The organism is Bradyrhizobium sp. USDA3010 (assembly GCF_056429065.1).
This window is the reverse complement of record NZ_JBWJZD010000029.1, coordinates 39613-54501: the sequence shown is the minus strand read 5'-3', so window position 1 is coordinate 54501 and position 14889 is coordinate 39613. Positions and strand designations below refer to the sequence as shown.

Annotated in this window: 12 protein-coding genes; 4 read left to right on the top strand and 8 right to left on the bottom strand. The window is 65.3% G+C overall.

The annotated features are described in order from the left end of the window. The first annotated feature begins 288 nt into the window (after positions 1-288). A complete protein-coding gene (locus AC066Y_RS32580; protein ID WP_478277450.1) occupies positions 289-1533 on the top strand; it encodes a YXWGXW repeat-containing protein in 1245 nt (414 codons plus the stop codon). Positions 1534-1651: 118 nt separating this feature from the next. Here AC066Y_RS32580 and AC066Y_RS32575 read toward each other — a convergent pair whose 3' ends face one another. The 4 genes from AC066Y_RS32575 to bioB all read right to left on the bottom strand — a co-directional run bounded on the left by AC066Y_RS32575 (position 1652) and on the right by bioB (position 5756). Further along, positions 1652-2914, bottom strand: coding sequence for an adenosylmethionine--8-amino-7-oxononanoate transaminase (locus AC066Y_RS32575; protein WP_478277449.1), 1263 nt, complete (start codon positions 2912-2914; stop codon positions 1652-1654). After that, complete coding sequence (gene bioD, locus AC066Y_RS32570) at positions 2911-3543, bottom strand: dethiobiotin synthase (protein ID WP_478277448.1); 633 nt, start codon at positions 3541-3543, stop codon at positions 2911-2913. Before bioD ends, AC066Y_RS32575 begins: the two co-directional genes overlap by 4 nt. Further along, positions 3540-4694, bottom strand: a complete 1155-nt coding sequence (locus AC066Y_RS32565) for an 8-amino-7-oxononanoate synthase (protein ID WP_478277447.1) — start codon at positions 4692-4694, stop codon at positions 3540-3542. Before AC066Y_RS32565 ends, bioD begins: the two co-directional genes overlap by 4 nt. 66 nt (positions 4695-4760) lie before the next feature. Continuing rightward, a complete protein-coding gene (gene bioB / locus AC066Y_RS32560; protein WP_478277446.1) occupies positions 4761-5756 on the bottom strand; it encodes a biotin synthase BioB in 996 nt (331 codons plus the stop codon). Between the two features lie 120 nt (positions 5757-5876). Between bioB and AC066Y_RS32555 the strand changes: the two genes are divergently transcribed. Beyond that, on the top strand, positions 5877-6515 hold the full coding sequence (locus AC066Y_RS32555; protein ID WP_478277445.1) for a GntR family transcriptional regulator: 639 nt from the start codon (positions 5877-5879) through the stop codon (positions 6513-6515). 17 nt (positions 6516-6532) lie between these two features. On the opposite strand, the gene greA is transcribed toward AC066Y_RS32555, so the two are convergent. From greA to AC066Y_RS32535, 4 genes are all read right to left on the bottom strand, one after another. Further along, positions 6533-7015: a transcription elongation factor GreA gene (gene greA / locus AC066Y_RS32550; protein WP_478277444.1), complete on the bottom strand. Its 483-nt coding sequence runs from the start codon at positions 7013-7015 to the stop codon at positions 6533-6535. Between the two features lie 129 nt (positions 7016-7144). Continuing rightward, the gene (locus tag AC066Y_RS32545; RefSeq protein WP_478277443.1) at positions 7145-10291 is read right to left on the bottom strand and encodes an efflux RND transporter permease subunit; all 3147 of its coding nucleotides are present in this window, start codon (positions 10289-10291) and stop codon (positions 7145-7147) included. After that, positions 10288-11406 (bottom strand): efflux RND transporter periplasmic adaptor subunit, encoded by a 1119-nt coding sequence (locus AC066Y_RS32540; RefSeq protein WP_478277505.1) that lies wholly within the window; start codon positions 11404-11406, stop codon positions 10288-10290. The genes AC066Y_RS32545 and AC066Y_RS32540 overlap by 4 nt, the downstream gene beginning before the upstream one ends. Positions 11407-11885: 479 nt before the next feature. Beyond that, on the bottom strand, positions 11886-13019 hold the full coding sequence (locus AC066Y_RS32535) for a hypothetical protein (RefSeq protein ID WP_478277442.1): 1134 nt from the start codon (positions 13017-13019) through the stop codon (positions 11886-11888). A 299-nt stretch (positions 13020-13318) separates the two neighbouring features. On the opposite strand from AC066Y_RS32535, the gene AC066Y_RS32530 reads away from it, so the two are divergent. Then, positions 13319-13666, top strand: a complete 348-nt coding sequence (locus tag AC066Y_RS32530) for a TfoX/Sxy family protein (protein WP_478277504.1) — start codon at positions 13319-13321, stop codon at positions 13664-13666. Positions 13667-13732: 66 nt separating this feature from the next. Continuing rightward, on the top strand, positions 13733-14887 hold the full coding sequence (locus AC066Y_RS32525; RefSeq protein ID WP_478277441.1) for a helix-turn-helix transcriptional regulator: 1155 nt from the start codon (positions 13733-13735) through the stop codon (positions 14885-14887). Positions 14888-14889 lie beyond the last annotated feature (2 nt).

The window sequence follows — 14889 nt, the reverse complement described above, 5'->3', positions numbered from 1 at the left end:
TGCCCGGCCTTGTGCGAGCCGGATGCTCCGATCACCGATTGATGACGCGCAGGGGGGCGTCGTCCAATTCAAATCGAAAATTCGACTATTTGGCGCAGTGATGAAGCTGACACGGGCGGCACGATCGCGTTCCATCCTGACACCGAGCTGACGTGCACTCGCCGTCGTTAACGATCCCATCGTCGCGCGATCTCGAAATCACTGTGTCAGCACAAACATTCACAACGGGTTCATGTCGGCGCCACTATTCGATTCCAACGCTGGGGGAAGAAGATTGGAGTATGTGCCATGCGCCGCATCGCCGGACTGCCTTTCGCCTTAGCTCTCAGCCTGTGCTGTCTCTCCCCACCTCACGCTGCGCGCGCGCAGCTCGCCATAGGCATCGGCATCAGCGTCGATGCAGCACCGCCGCCACTGCCTGTCTACGAGCAGCCGCCGATCCCAGGCGACGGCTACATCTGGACTCCCGGCTATTGGGCGTGGAGCGACGATATCGGTTACTACTGGGTTCCCGGCACATGGGTGCTGCCGCCCGCGCCTGAACTGCTCTGGACACCCGGCTATTGGGGCTGGAACGATGGCGTCTACGCGTTCCACGCCGGTTATTGGGGAGCGACCGTCGGCTTCTACGGCGGCATCTCTTATGGCTTCGGCTACACCGGCATCGGCTATGAGGGCGGCTACTGGCGCGGCGGCAACTTCTTCTACAACAGCTCTGTCAACAACATCTCGAATGTCTCGATCACCAACGTCTACAACAAGACCGTCATCAACAACACGACCAACGTCAGCTACAACGGCGGCACCGGCGGAACCACGGTGCGGCCGACACCGCAACAGCTCGCCGCCGCGAACGAGCGCCACGTGGCTGCGACCGCCGAGCAAACGCGGCACGCGGAAGCAGCGATGAAGGATCCGGCGCTGACGCTCGCCAACAACCACGGTCATCCGGCGATCGCCGCGACCGCGCACGCGGCACGGTTCAGCGGCGCCGGCGTGATCGCCGCGCACTCGGGCAAGCCAATCGCGGCGCCGCCGCCTCACCATGCGCAGTCCACCGCAGGCCACGCTCTGCCGACAGGAAATGCCCTGCCGCCGGGACACGCTCTGCCGAGCGGAAACGCTCTGCCGGCTGCACACGCATCGCCGACGGGGCACGCCCTGCCGGCCGGAAACGCGCTGCCGCCGGCACAGACAACGACGACAGGACACGCCTTGCCCACCGGAAACGCGCTACCGCCGGCACATGCGTCGACAACGGGACACGCCTTGCCGGCGGCAAGCGCTTCGCCGGCTGCACACGCGCTGCCGACGGGACACGCTCCACCTGTCGCCGTCAACCATCCCGCTCAGGCACAACACGTCGCAGCGCCAGCCGTGCATGCGCCGGCGCCGCGCGTCGCGCAGGCGGCTGTGCACCGGCCGCCGCCCCGGCCCGCAGCACCGCATGTGTCGCGGCCGGCTCCGCGGCCTCGTCCCGCGCCGCGGCCGCAGCATCCTGCAGCGAGGCCAGCGCCACACAAGCACGCGTGATCCAGCCTATCGGCGTGCCCGCAACGGCACGCCGATTTCGTATGAGAACCCATCGCGTGCAGAACGGCACGCGATGCAAATCGTTAGTCACGGGATTTCAGGAGCGCAAGGCGTACCCTCAGGCCAGCTCCTCGGCTGCGTCCGCGATCGCGGCATAAATCTCAACGAGATCAGCCTCCGTCACGCAGTAGGGCGGCATGACGTAGACCGTGTTGCCGAGCGGGCGCAGCAGCAGGTTTCGACGCGCGAAGAAGGCCTGAAGTTTTGGGCCGATGCCTGCGAGATAGCCGACATCGCTTGCCTTCAGGTCAAGTGCGGTGATGGTCCCGGTGCGGCGGACGTTCTCGAAGCGTGCGTCGGCGCGGAATGGTGCGATCAGGCGCTGCTGCATCGCGGCGAGCGAGGCTGTGCGCTCGCCCGCGCCGTGTTGCCAGAGTTCGAGGTTTGCCCTTGCGGCGGCGCAGGCGACCGGGTTCGCCGTGTAGGAACTGGAATGGAAGAAGGTTCGCGAGCGATCGATGGAATAATGCGCGTCGTAGATGCCGGCGCGGCAGAGCGTCACTGCGAGCGGCAGCGATCCGCCGGTGAGGCCCTTCGAGTAGCATGCGATGTCCGGCGTGACGTCGGCCTGTTCGCACGCGAACAATGTGCCGGTGCGGCCCCAGCCGGTCATCACCTCGTCAGCAATGAACAGCACATCGGAGGCCTCGCAGATGCGCTTCATTTCCTTCAGCACCGAGGGCGGATACATCAGCATCCCGCCCGCGCCCAGGATCAGCGGCTCGACGATGAATGCGGCTGCGGTTCCCGTCCTGCACGCGGCTTCGAGCGCATCGAGTGTCGCCTGCGCGTGGCCGGCGGCCGGAAACGGGATTGATGCGACGTCGAACAGCAGCGGCTCGTAGGCCTTGTTGAACACGCCGCGCGCACCGACCGACATCGTCCCCACGGTGTCGCCGTGGTAGGAGTGCTGCATCACGATGATCCGCGTGCGCGGCACGCCGATATTGTGCCAATAGCCGAGCGCCATCTTCAGCGCCACTTCCACGCTGGTCGAGCCTGAGTCGGAGAAGAACACATATTCCAGGCCACACGGCGCCAGTTTCAGGAGCTGCGCCGCAACCTCTTCCGCCGGATCGTGGGTATGGCCGGCAAAGATGATCTGGTTGAGCTGTTCCGCCTGGTTCTTGATCGCGCGCACGATATGCGGATGGCAATGGCCGTGGGTCACGACCCACCAGGATGCGATCGCATCGATGATCCGGCGTCCCTCCGCGGTGTAGAGATAGGCACCCTCCCCGCGCACGATCCTTGTCATCTGATCGTGCAGCGCGTGCTGGGTGAACGGGTGCCAGATCGGCGATCTCTGCGCTGATATCATGAGTTGAAATCGTCGCGCCGGAACGAGGCGTGGAAAGCCGTTTGCAGCGTGTCTGCCGCGAGCGGAGACAGCCAGGGCAAGCGGCCCAGCCGGCGCACTTGCCCGATCTCGCAGATAGCGCGCTCGCTCTCGGGATTGCTATCGCCGATGAAGGCGATCCCGAGAACATCGATGTTGCGCTTGCGCAGCGCCTCGACCGACAACAGCGAGTGATTGATGGTGCCGAGCGCGGTGCGGGCGCAGAGCACGACCGGAAGCCGCCACCGCTCGAACATGTCGATAAAGAGCATGTCGCCATTCAGCGGCACCATCAGCCCGCCGGCGCCCTCGATCACCAGCGGCCGGTCCCCCGTGTCGGGCAGATCGAGCGCGGCAGGATCGATTCGCACGCCGTCGATCGCGGCCGACTGATGCGGCGAAGCCGGCGTGCGAAGCCGGTAACGCTCCGGCACGATGCGATCGGCCGCAAGACCTGCAAGCCGCGCCACCAGTTGTGCATCGGTCTCTTCCTCAAGGCCGGACTGAACCGGCTTCCAGTAGCTCGCGCCGAGGAAGCCGGTGAGACCCGCGGAGAAGACCGTCTTCCCAATCCCGGTATCGGTGCCGGTCACCACGATCCGGCTGATCATCGCGACCAGCCTTTCGTCTCCTCGACAAGCGCATCGAGCAGCGCGCGCACATCGCCCTCGTCGACATTGAGGGTCAAGGCAATGCGCAACCGCGCGGTGCCCGCCGGCACGGTCGGCGGGCGGATGCCTCTGACGTCGAAGCCGCGCGCCTGCAGCACTGAGGCGAGCTGCATCGCGCGCGCATTGTCGCCGACGATATGGGGCACGATCTGCGAGCGCGACGGACTGCGCAAGCCGCGCCGATCGAGCTCGCGATGCGTGAACGCGACCAGTTCTGCGAGGCGCTGCTGGCGCTCGGGCTCCTCTCGCAGGATCAGCAGTGCTTCACACACGGCGACGGCCACAAGCGGTGACGGCGCGGTGGCGAAGATGAACGGGCGGCAGCGATTGACCATGAAGTCGCGCAGCACGGTCGAGGCCGTGACCAATGCGCCGGCGGCGCCCAGCGCCTTGCCGCAGGTATGCACGATCACGAGATTCTCGCGCCCTTCATAGGGCGCCGTCAGCCCCCGCCCCTGTTCGCCGTAGACGCCGGTGCCGTGCGCCTCGTCCACCATCAGGAACGCGTCGTGTCGCTCGGCGATGGCGACGAGATCGTCGAGCGGCGCGACATCGCCGTCCATGCTGTAGACGCTTTCGACCACGATCCAGACCCGGCCCGTTCCGCCCTCGGCGCGCCAGTCGCGAATGGTGTCCTCGACCGACCCGGGGTCGTTGTGCGCGCTGAACCGGAACGCGGCCCGGCCTGCCCGCGCGCCTTCGTGGATGCTGGCGTGCACCAGCGAATCGAGAACGAGCAGATCGCCGCGCTGCGGCAGCGTCGTCAGCACGGCAAAGTTGGCGACATAACCACCGCCGAAGAACAGCGCGGTCTCGGCGCGGAAGAACGCGGCGGCCTCGGCCTCCAGCCTTTCGTGCTCCTCGCAATTGCCGCGCAACAGCCGCGACCCGCCGGCGCCGACCGGCGTGCCGGCCTCGAGCGCGGCCGACACGGCCTGCTTGATGCGTGGCGCGCTCGCGAGCGCCAGATAGTCGTTCGATACGAAATCGATGCCCGCGCGCGGCTTGAGACCGCGCAGCCGATCGTCCTCGCTCAGGGCGTGCAAGGCCGCGGCGTAATCAGCGGCCTTCGCCGCATGGATTGCGCTCATGCTTTACTCTCAGGATGGTGGTTGGTCGCGCGGCGAATGACGCCGCGCGCGTGCCGGAGGTTGCGGTCAGTCGAGACGGGATGTGATGCCGAGCCGGTCGAGCAGATCGGCGTCGCGATCGCGCTGCGGGTTCTTGGTGGTCAGCAGCACATCGCCGATGAAGATCGAGTTCGCGCCGGCGAGGAAGCACATCGCCTGCAGTTCATCGGTCATGTATTGCCGTCCGGCCGACAACCGCACCACGCTCTTCGGCATCATGATCCGCGCGGTCGCAACCAGCCGCACCAGCGCGATCGGATCGGGCCGCTCGGCGGTGTCGTTGACCGGCACGCCCTTGACCTCGTTCCACAGATTGATCGGCACGCTCTCCGGATGGCTGGGGAGATTGGCGAGCAGCATCAGCATGCCGAGCCGGTCCTCGACCTGCTCGCCCATGCCGATAATGCCGCCGCAGCAGACCTTGATGCCGGCGTCGCGCACATGCGCGAGCGTATCGATGCGATCCTGCAAGGTGCGGGTGGTGATGATCTTGTCGTAGAACTCGGGCGAAGTATCGACGTTGTGGTTGTAGAAATCGAGCCCGGCGTCGGAAAGGCGTTCGGCCTGGTCCGGCGTCAGCATGCCGAGCGTGACGCAGGTTTCCATGCCGAGCCCCTTCACCGCGCTGACCATGTCGCAGACCTGATCCAGATCGCGGTCCTTGGGACTGCGCCAGGCCGCGGCCATGCAGAAACGGGTTGCGCCGGCGTCCTTGGCGCGCTGCGCGACCGCGACCACCTCGTCCCGCGGCATCAGGCGGGTGGCCTTCAGGCCGGTGTCGTAATGCGCGCTCTGGGAGCAATAGCCGCAATCTTCCGGACAGCCGCCGGTCTTGATGCTGAGCAGGCTCGCGGTTTCGACATGGTTCGGATTGAAATTGGCGCGGTGGATGCCCTGCGCCTGAAACATCAGGTCCGCGAACGGCAGGTTGTAGAGCGCCTCGGCTTCGGCACGCTCCCAGTGCTTGTGGAGCGGTGCGTTGCTGCTTCTGTCGGTCCGTTCGATCTCAACGACATCAACCATAGGCTTGCCTCTTGCTTGTGTAAATCATAGATAATTCTGTATATTATCTATGATACTGGACTTAGAATGATGCTAGCCGAGCCAGATCGGGAGCGCATCCGTTTTTATGATAGATAATCTATGACCAGCGAGGGCGAGAACACGACGACTGCCGGACGCATTGCCGAGGAGATCGGCGAGCGCATCATCAGCGGCGCCTTGCCACCGGATGCTCCGCTCCGACAGGACCATGTCGCGCGGGAATTTCATTCCAGCCACGTCCCGGTGCGCGAGGCCTTCAGGCAATTGGAGGCGCAGCATCTCGTCGTTGCCGTGCCCCGGCGCGGGGTGCGGGTTGCGCCGCTCGACACCAAGTCGGTGAAGGAGATCGCCGAGATGCGCGCCGCGCTCGAGGTGGTCGCGCTGCGCAATGCGGCGCCGAAATTCACGTCCGCCCATCTGGCGCGGATCGAGGTCGCGTTGATCGAAGGCGACAATGCCGAGACGGTTCAGGATTTCGAACTGGCCAATCGCGCCTTCCATCATGCGCTGGTGGCGCCCTGCGCGATGCCGCGTCTGCTCGCCAGCCTCGACGGCCTGCAACTTGCGAACTCACGACTGGTGTTCGCGATGGCGCGCAACGCCGGCTGGCGGCCGCGGCCGAGCCAGGATCATCGCGTGATCCTGCAGGCGCTGCGCGCCCGCAACATCGAGCAAGCCTGCAGCCTGCTCGCGCGGCATATTCAAACGATCGAGCGGCTTGCCCTGCCGGCGGCGTGATGGGGATCTGCGATCCGTTAGGTGATCGCCACGATCTCCAGCTCCTGGGCGCCCGACCCGACGACGTCGCCCACGGCTTTCCCCATCAGCTGCCTCGCCACCGGCGACACGAAGGAGATCGAGCCGGCCTTTGGATCGGCCTCATCCTCGCCGACAATGCGATAGGTCTGCACGCGGCCGTCGGCGCGTCTGAACGTCACGGTGCTGCCGAAGGCAACGGCTTCGGTCGACACAGGATCGGGGACGACCTGCGCGGTGCGGAGCCGTTCCGTGAGATAGCGTGTGTCGCGCAACGGAACCGCCGACTGCCGCCGCCGTTCGTTGACGTCGTCCAGCTGCTGCGCCGTCTCATAGGCCTCGCGTGCCTCCTGGAGCTGGCGCTCCAGCGCCTTGCGTCCTGCTTCGGTCACCAGATTGGGATGTGGCGATATGGGGCGGTCCGGCAACAGCGTTTCGGACGCGGTCTCGGCACTTTCTTCCTTGGTGAAGGCAACACTCAATCCGGAACTCCATCGCTGAGGCGGGCAGTATAGCCCCGCCTCACCCGCGCCGCTAATGCGCGATGGGATTAGGCTGATCGTCATCGCAGATTAGCTCGTTGTTCACGCATGATCCTTCCGAGTCATGCGCTAATGCGACGCCGGCTGTTCCGCCTTGCCCCGACTACCAAACCGGTTCTTTACACCCTCGCGCCAGCCCTGGAAGGTGACAAACAGCATCGGCACCAGGAAGATGCCGATCGAGCTCGCGGCCAGCATGCCGCCGAACACCGCGGTGCCGACCGCACGGCGGCTGATTTCCGCCGCGCCGGTCGCGACCACCAGCGGCATCAGGCCGAGGATGAAGGCGATCGAGGTCATCATGACCGCGCGGAAGCGCATCTGCGCGCCCATCGTCGCGGCCTCCGCGATCGGCCTGCCGGCCTCGCGCTGCTCCTTGGCGAATTCGACGATCAGGATGCCGTTCTTGGCGGCGAGCGCGATCAGCACCACGAGGCCGATCTGGCCGTAGAGATCGAGATTGAGGCCCGCGAGCTTGATGCCGAGATAGGAACCCAGCACGCCGACCGTGACCGACAGCAGCACGGGAATCGGGATCGTCCAGCTCTCATACAGCGCCACCAGGAACAGATAGGCAAACAGCACCGCGAGCGCGAGGATGATGCCGGTCTGGCCGGAGGCCGCTTGCTCCTGATAGGCCGTGCCGGTCCATTCATAGGAATAGCCTGAAGGCAGCGTCGTCTTGGACAGGTCGGCCATCGTCGCAATCGCGGTGCCCGAGGACACGCCCGCCGCCGGGCTGCCGTTCACCGTGACCGAGCGATAATTGTTGTAGCGCGTGATCACCTGCGGGCCGGTGACGATCCGCAAGCTTGCGATCGAGCGGATCGGCACCATCTCGCCGCCGGTGTTGCGCACATAGATCTGCCAGATGTCGGGGATGTCGCCGCGGTCGGCCGCATCGCCCTGCACGTTGACCTGCCAGGTACGGCCAAACAGGTTGAAATTGTTGACGTAGATGCCGCCGAGCGTGGCCTGCAGCGCGGTGAACACGTCGGCCATGTTGAGACCGAGCGCCTGCGCCTTGGCGCGGTCGATATCGAGATAGACCGATGGGTTGGTCGCGGTGAAGGTCGAGAACACGCGGGCCAGATTTGGATTGCCGTTCGCGGCGCCGATCAACCCGCCCATCACGCTGCTGAGGGCAGCCGGATCCTGCCCTTCCAGCGCCTCGAGCTGATATTCGAAGCCGCCGGAGGTCGAGAGCCCGATGATCGGCGGCAGGTTGAACGGCAGCACCGAGGCCGAACGGATTTGCGATCCCGCGATGAAGGTCTGCCGGATCGCAGCCTGCACCGAGTCGGTGACGGCCTTGCGATCGGCGAACGGCTTCATGCGCGCCACCATGAATGTCGAGTTAGGTTCGCTGGCGCCGTCGAGCAGCGAGAAGCCGATGATCGACAGCACATGGTCGACCGCCGGGTTCTTCTTCAGGATCGCTTCGACCTGCTTGGTCACCTCGCTGGTGCGCGCCACCGACGCGCCGTCAGGCAATTGCACCGCGATGAAGAAGGCGCCCTGGTCCTCCTCGGGCAGGAAGCCGGTCGGCGTGATCTTCGACACGCCGAACACCGCGCCGGCAAACACCAGCACCGCAACTAGCGACAACACCGCCACGCGGACCAGTCGCTGCACCACGCCGGCATAGCGGTCGCGCACCCAGTCGATGCCGCCGAGCACCCGTCCCATGATGCCACGGCGCGGCCCGCCGTGACGCAGGAACACGGCACATAGCGCCGGCGACAGCGTCAGCGCATTCAGCGCCGAGATCACCATCGCGGCGCTGATCGTCACCGCGAACTGGCGGAACAGCGTACCGGATATGCCGGGAATGAACGCGATCGGCACGAACACCGAGAGCAGCACCAGCGAGATCGCGATGATCGGCGCCGTGATCTGCGCCATCGCCTTCTTGGTGGCGTCCGCCGGCGACAGCTCCGGCTCCTCCTCCATGACGCGTTCGACGTTCTCGACCACGACGATGGCGTCATCGACCACGATGCCGATCGCGAGCACCATCGCCAGCAGCGAGACGGTGTTCGCGGAATAGCCGAGCGCCAGCAGCACCGCGAAGGCGCCGATCAGGCTGACCGGAACCGCGACCGCCGGGATCACGGTGGCGCGCAGATTGCCGAGGAACAGGAACACCACAATCACGACCAGCACGAAGGCTTCGCCGAGCGTCTTCATCACTTCCTTGATCGTATCGGAGACGAAGGTCGTGGAGTCGTACTGCACGAGGTAGGTCAGCCCCGGCGGGAACCGCTCCGACAACTTCGCAAGCGTGGCCTGCACGGCCTTGGCCGTGGTGACGGCGTTGGCGCCGGGTGCGAGATAGATGCCCATCGGCACACCGGGATTGCCGTCGATCCGCGATTCCGAATCCATGTTCTGCGCGCCGATTTCGACGCGGGCGACATCCCTGATCCGCAGCACCGATCCGTCCGGATTGGCCCGCAGCACGATGTCGCCGAACTGCTTGGATGTCGTCAGGCGGCCCTGGGTCTGCACGTTGAACTGGAATTGCTGGTCGTTGCTGATCGGACGCGCGCCGATGCGGCCGACCGGCGCCTGCACGCTCTGGGCACGGATCGCGGCAATCACGTCCGACGGCGCCAAATTGAGGCTGGTCAGGCGCTGGGTGTCGAACCAGATCCGCATCGAATAGTTCAGCTTGGCGAACAGCGAGGCCTGTCCGACGCCGGGCGTGCGCGAGATTGCGTCCAGCACGTTGATGATGGCGTAGTTGGTGATGAACAGCGGGTCCTGCTCGCCGCTCTTGCTGTACAGCACGATGAACTGCAGCACCGCCGAGGATTTCTTCTGCACGGTCAGGCCCTGCGCCTGCACCTCGGTCGGCAATTGCGCGAGCGCGCTCTGCACCCGGTTGTTGACGTTGACGGTGTTGATATCGGGGTCGGTGCCGAGCGCGAACGAGACCGTCAGCGTATAGCTGCCGTCATTGCCGCTGGTCGACTTCATGTAGAGCATCTTGTCGACGCCGACGACCTGCGCTTCCAGCGGCTGGGCGACGCTCGATTCGACGACTTCGGCCGAAGCGCCGGGGAACACGGCCGAGACCGTGACCTGCGGCGGCACGATGTCCGGGAACTGGGCGACAGGGATTTGCATCAGCGCCAGCGCGCCCGCGATCGTGATCACGAACGCGATGACGATCGCGAGCCGCGGACGATCGACGAAGACAGCGGAAATCATGGGTTATTGCCCGTCGATTTCGGCGTGCTGCTGGCGCCGCCGTCCGCAGAAACCTTCATGCTCGACTGGATCAGCGCGCTGGCGGGCCCAGGCGCAACCACCTCGCCCGGCCTGACCTTCTGCAATCCCTCGACGATCACCTTGTCGCCGAGCGCGAGGCCGCTCGTCACCGCGGCAATCGTCGATGTCGATTGGCCAAGCTGGATCCGCTTTTGCTCGGCCTTGTTGTCCGCGCCGACGACGTAGACATATTCGCCCTGCTGGTCCGACAGCACTGCCGAGCGCGGGATCGCCAGCACCTCGACCGGCTGCACGCCTTCCAGCAGCACGGTCACGAACTCATTGTCGGTCAGCTCGCGGACCGCGCCACCGGCTGCGACGGACGTGTACGTCGACGGGTTGGGGATGGTACCGCGCAAGGAGATGGTGTCGGTGTTCTGCGCGATGGTGTTGTTGACGAAGTTCAGCTCGCCGACCTTGTCGTAGAGCCGGCCGTCGGGCAGGCGCACCCGGATGACCACGGCCTTGAAGCCACCGCGCGTCGCATAGCGTTCGCGCAGATCGAGCGCCTCGCGCACCGGCACCGGGAACGTGACATACATCGGGTCCTGGCTGACGATGGTCGTCAGGATTCCCGAGCTTGGCGTCACGACGTTGCCCTCGGTGACTGCGGTGCGTCCGATCCTGCCGTCGATCGGCGAATGGATCTGGGTGTAGTCGAGATTGATCTGGGACAGGTCGACCTGCGCCTGAGCGGCCTGCACCTGTGCCTCTAGGCTCTGTTGATTGGCGACTGCGGCGTCGACGCTCGATTGCTGGCCGGCTGGTCCGCCGAGCAGCGATTTGGCGCGGTCGGTGGTCAGCTTGGCGTTGACCAGCGTCGCCTGCAACTGGGCGACCTGCGCCTTCTTCGATGCCAAGTCGGCCTCGAACGGGCCGCGCTCGAGTTGATACAGCAGGTCGCCGGCCTTGACCTCGGAGCCCTCGACGAAGTTCCGCTTCTCTAGGAACGCGGTGACGCGCGCCACCACGTTGACGCGGTTGGGGGCCTCGATGCGTCCCAGGAATTCACTGGTTTCGGTCACCGGCCGCTTCACCGCCTCAAACACGCCCACCGCAGGAGGGCCGGGCGGTCCCGCCTGAGCATGGGCCGCCGAAATCCCGACAGCCGCCAATCCCGCCGATACCAGAAGCCCTGCCAATCCACCGAGCATTCGTTCCGTACCACTCATGCTGTCCAAACCTTCGGCTACCAACAAGCTCTACGAGACGGATATGACGTCGAGTTCCCTCAGACCGGGAAGGTCAAGATAGGCAAGGTGCATTGCAGGAGATCATAACGCGGCCAATCCGACAATCCTGTAACCCGATGGCCCCGCTTCGCTGATTCCGACAACAGGTAGCTTGGAGAAACGTCGAGACGCTGCGATGCCACGGCGATTGCAATCATGCCGTCCGCCTCGCGGCACGCCGCGGCCGCCGAAAGCTCTCATCAATGTGATGCGCGAAGGCGTGACCCGATTGAAGTCAGGCGTGGGAGCCTGCAGGCGGTGCCGACCCGACGGCGTATCGCTGCGAGAGTGGCGGCCGTGCCTCACAACGCGATCGCATTCTTCAAACGCGACGTCTCTTGATAGGCCGGCGACGCCAGATGGCTGTATAGCCATGGCCTTGCGCCCTTGCCGCTCGCCTCGTGCACGCCGTCGAAGACGTCCATGTCGATCAGATGCGGATGGGCCGATGATCTATAGACGGCCTGCATTTCCGCGAACTTCTCATCCCGCCCGAGATCGATCGCGTTTGCAGCATCGCGGCTGCCAATCTCGACGAACAACGGACATGGACAGATCAGATACGCGAGCTCCGCGCCGGTATACTTGGCGCGGCTGTTGGCAAAATGAATGTAGGCCGCAAGTTCGATGCCGAGGTTCTTGCTGATGGCGGACGACGTCAGAAACTTCTTCTCGTCACGCATATATCCGGAGGCGACGGTCGGCCGCATCCGCCCCGTGGCCGCTTCCAGGTGCAGCGCGAGAAAGGCGCCCGAGGACACCCCATAGACGCCGACATTCAGACCGGACGCGCCGGTCAGCTTCCGGCAGACGGTTTCGCCGGCGTCGATCGATGCACACGACACGTTGTGCGCGGAGACGCCATGGGATGCCAGCATCGCGGCGATGTTGTTCTGGCTTTCCTGATTTCCGATCTGGACGATGTAGGGACACCACACGACATAGCCGTCCTGGCAAAGCTGCTTGCCGAGCGCGTTCATGTAGTCCTTGTCGGCATCATCGAAGCACCGCTCCGGCGTGCTCGCCATGCCGTGGCCGAGCAGGATCAATCCCTTGAACGCGCCGTCGGGAATCCCGAGACATCCGCGCACCGGCACGCCGCATTCCAGATCGAACTCGACCTTCACGACCGAGAATCCATCCGCCGTGCCGCGCCAGAGAACCCGGATCTCGTCGTGCGATGGCCGATACAGCCGCCGCTCCCGGAGCAGCGACCGCATCTCCCTTCGGATGTCGGGGCCGGTCGCGACCGCGCGCAGCTTTCCTCGCGTCGCGATATCGAAGAACGACCGGCAGAAGGTATCGTAGCCCAGCGCCGGCAGATCGACATTCGCGCATGATCCCTGGCAGTGACTCAGCGTCAGCGTGTTGCCGGTGACCGATGAGGGCCCGACCAGCGTCATCAACAATCCGGAAAGCGCCCTGCGGCTGATCATCGGCCCTCCCCGAGCCGGCGATGGCTCGACTGCATGTCACGGATCGCCGCCTAGCAGGCGCGACAAGTCGCGTGGATACAAATTAAAGGATGTCCATGGTCGAAAGATCGCAGGCAGCGTTGCAAACGTGTGACGCTTACAGGCCTCGCGCCGCACCAATTCATCCGAATACATTTCGAGACGCTTCGGAAATATGTCTGACTGTCACGCGGGTTCAATTTCGCCACACCCGGCGATGATCATCGGGTCTTGATCCCCACATCTTGGGCTTGACCTCGGTGACCTCGGGTCGGATCACGATGCGGCGCATGTTCGGCAAGACCGGCGTGTTTTGCGACGGCGTGATGCTCGGGATGGTCACCGACAAGACATTCTACGTGCGGGTCGGCGATCAGAACCGTGAGACCTTCCGGAGGCGGCGACGAGCCCGCCGCTCAACTACGTCAAGCAGGGCGCGACCATCGATCTCGCATTCTGGCGGGTGCCGGAACGGCTGTTTGATGAGCCCGACGAACTCGTCGTCTGGGCGCAGGCCGCGCTGGCCGCCGCGCGCCGTGTCGCAGCCAAGCGGGCGAGGCCCTCCGCGCCCGCGCGAAAAACGCGAACGAGCCCGGCGAGACGCCGTAATTCCCGTGATGCGCCGCTGACGCGCACCGGTATAGCCCGGACTCGTGGCTCGGGCTGAATTGCTTTACGCAATACTTTCGAGGTCGATGGGTTTATCTATTGGGCAGCAGTATTTCCTGGAATGGCGGATGGCGAACGACCTGCACGAGCATCTGATTGAACTGGCTTATGAGGCCGCGGTCGTCCCCGAGCTTTGGCCGAATGTGCTGCATCAGGTCGGCGCGATCGCGCGGGCGCGCGGTATCGTGCTGCTGACGGCAGCCCCGCAGGACGTCCGCTGGGTCGCATCCCCCGACATGCACGACGACACGGTTGCTTATGTCGAAGGCGGCTGGCACGAGCGCAACGGGCGGTTGCCGCGCCTGCTGGCGGCCAACCATGCCGGCTTCCTGCGCGACATCGACGTGTTCGATACGCCCGAGGACGTGCAGCAGGATTTCCAGATCCGAGAGTTCTTCCGCCCGCGCGGGCTCGGATGGGGCGCCGGTACCGCGATCCCGGTGCCGAGCGGCGACGTGCTGATCTACAGCGTCGAGCGCGAATACCAGCACGGACCGATCGAGCGGGAAGCCATCGAGCAGCTCGACGCGCTGCGCCCGCATCTGGCGCGCGCGGCGCTGCTGTCGGCCCGGCTTGGAATGGAGCGCGCCAGGGCGGCAACCGAGTCGCTGGCGATGCTTGGACTGCCCGCGGCGGTGCTGAGGCGCGGCGGCCGTCTGATGGCGGCCAACACGCTGTTCGACCGCCTGGTGCCCAACGTGATGCAGGATCGCACCGATCGCCTGACGCTGGCGGCAGCTACCGCCGATGTGCTGTTCGCCCAGGCGCTGGCCGCGCTCGATCAGGGCCTCGTCGGCGTCGAGGTCCGCTCGGTACCGATCGCGGCACAAGACGATCGCCCGCCGCTGATCGTGCACCTGGTTCCGATCCAGGGCACCGCGCGCGATCTGTTCGACCGCGCGCTGGCGATCGTGATCGTGACGCCGGTGGTGCCATCGGAGGTGCCGACCGCCGAAGTGCTGCAAGGCCTGTTCGACCTGACGCCCGCTGAGGCGCGCGTCGCGCGCGGCATCGGCGAGGGACGCACCGTCGAGGCCATCGCCGTCGCATTCGGCATCTCCCGCGAAACGGTGCGCAACCAGCTCAAGGCCGTGCTGGCGAAGACCGGGCTCGGCCGACAGGTGGAATTGGCTGGACTGCTCGCCGGCGCCAAGGTGCCGCCGGGTTCGCCTGCCGGCTGAGA

What these genes read in the sequence shown, in the direction of transcription:
- AC066Y_RS32535 (WP_478277442.1), bottom strand. Translation starts at nt 13,019, where the DNA reads ATGATCAGCCGCAGGGCGCTTTCCGGATTGTTGATGACGCTGGTCGGG.
- AC066Y_RS32580 (WP_478277450.1), top strand. Translation starts at nt 289, where the DNA reads ATGCGCCGCATCGCCGGACTGCCTTTCGCCTTAGCTCTCAGCCTGTGC.
- AC066Y_RS32555 (WP_478277445.1), top strand. Translation starts at nt 5,877, where the DNA reads ATGACCAGCGAGGGCGAGAACACGACGACTGCCGGACGCATTGCCGAG.
- AC066Y_RS32565 (WP_478277447.1), bottom strand. Translation starts at nt 4,694, where the DNA reads ATGAGCGCAATCCATGCGGCGAAGGCCGCTGATTACGCCGCGGCCTTG.
- AC066Y_RS32575 (WP_478277449.1), bottom strand. Translation starts at nt 2,914, where the DNA reads ATGATATCAGCGCAGAGATCGCCGATCTGGCACCCGTTCACCCAGCAC.
- AC066Y_RS32525 (WP_478277441.1), top strand. Translation starts at nt 13,733, where the DNA reads ATGGGTTTATCTATTGGGCAGCAGTATTTCCTGGAATGGCGGATGGCG.
- bioD (WP_478277448.1), bottom strand. Translation starts at nt 3,543, where the DNA reads ATGATCAGCCGGATCGTGGTGACCGGCACCGATACCGGGATTGGGAAG.
- AC066Y_RS32530 (WP_478277504.1), top strand. Translation starts at nt 13,319, where the DNA reads ATGCGGCGCATGTTCGGCAAGACCGGCGTGTTTTGCGACGGCGTGATG.
- AC066Y_RS32545 (WP_478277443.1), bottom strand. Translation starts at nt 10,291, where the DNA reads ATGATTTCCGCTGTCTTCGTCGATCGTCCGCGGCTCGCGATCGTCATC.
- bioB (WP_478277446.1), bottom strand. Translation starts at nt 5,756, where the DNA reads ATGGTTGATGTCGTTGAGATCGAACGGACCGACAGAAGCAGCAACGCA.